The organism is Catenulispora rubra, from assembly GCF_015356825.1.
In the GTDB taxonomy this organism is placed as follows: Bacteria; Actinomycetota; Actinomycetes; order Streptomycetales; family Catenulisporaceae; genus Catenulispora; species Catenulispora rubra.
In genome coordinates this window covers 1-1,306 of the sequence record NZ_JAACYW010000627.1, presented here as the reverse complement: position 1 = coordinate 1,306, position 1,306 = coordinate 1, and the positions used below count along the sequence as shown (strand labels likewise).

The 1,306-nt window shown below is 75.1% G+C and carries 1 protein-coding gene; it reads left to right on the top strand.

The window, feature by feature from the left end:
* On the top strand, positions 1-1,306 hold a 1,306-nt coding region (locus tag GWK61_RS59145; RefSeq protein ID WP_267254615.1), incomplete at both ends, for a PucR family transcriptional regulator.

The window sequence follows — 1,306 nt, the reverse complement described above, 5'->3', positions numbered from 1 at the left end:
ACCCAGGCCCTGGCCCTCCCCGCCCTCGCCGGCGCCCGCATCGTCGCCGGCCACGCCGGCCACGACCGCGTCGTCGAGCGCGTCAACGTGATGGAGGTCCCCGACATCCTCCCCTGGGTCAAACCCAAGGAGCTCCTCCTCACCACCGGCTACCCCCTGCGCCACTCGCCCTCGCCGCTCACCGACCTGATCGCCGACCTCGACCGCGCGGGCCTGTCCGCCATCGCCATCAAGCCGCACCGCTACCTCGGCGACCTCCCGCCCGAGCTCCTCGCCGCCGCCGACGCGCTCGGCTTCCCGGTGATCGAGCTCCCCGAGGGTGTGGCCTTCGACGACATCCTCACCGATGTCCTGTCCGACGTCCTCGACCGCCAGTCCGCGGTCCTGGCCCGCGCCGATCACGTCCACCGCACGCTGGCCCAGATCGCGCTGGAGGGCGGCGGCCTGGCCGAGCTCGCCGCCGAGCTGGCGAACATCCTCGGCGGCCCGGTCCTGGTCACCACGCCCGACGGCCGCGTGCTGGCCGAACACGGCGCCGACGCCGTCCGCCACCTGCCCTGCTTCGACGCCGCCACCGGCCCCGACGCCGACCACCGCCTGCGCACCGAGGCCGAGCAGCCCGGCCTGACCGCGCACCACGGCACGCAGCACGCCCTGGTCCCGATCGTCGCCGGACGCGTCGACCACGGCCGCCTGGTCGCCTTCGCCGGACGCCGCGCCTTCGACGCCGCCGACGTCGCGGCCCTCGAACGCGCCGCCACGGTCGCCGCGCTGTCGGTGGTCAAGCAGCTGGCGGTGGCCGCGGTCGAGGACAAGTATCGCGCCGACTTCCTCCGGGACCTGCTGACCGGACGCCTGGACGACCTGCAGTCGGCCGCCGCCCACGCCGCGACGCTCGGCTGGGACATCACCCCGGGACGGGCGCCGGCCGGCCGCCCCCAGAACGGCCGCAGGGGAACAGGGCAGTACGCGGGGCAGCAAGCGGGGCAGCAAGCGGGGCAACAAGCGGGGCAACAAGCGGGGCAACAAGCCGGGCAATACGGCGCGGCCACCACCGGCGGATCCGGCGCTGCTGCTCAGGCCCCCGCGGGCGACAACGCCACCGCGACTTCCGCAGACGCCGCCACGCAGGCCGCAGCCGCAGCCGCAGCCTCAGTCGCCGGGACCATCAGCGCCGCAGCCACAACCGCCAACACGATCGGCCAAAACACCCCCGACTCCACCGCAGCCCACGCCATAGCCGCCGCCACCGCCACAGGCCGCCTCGACTCGGTCGTATCCCGCAGCGCCCCCGCAACCCAAGCAC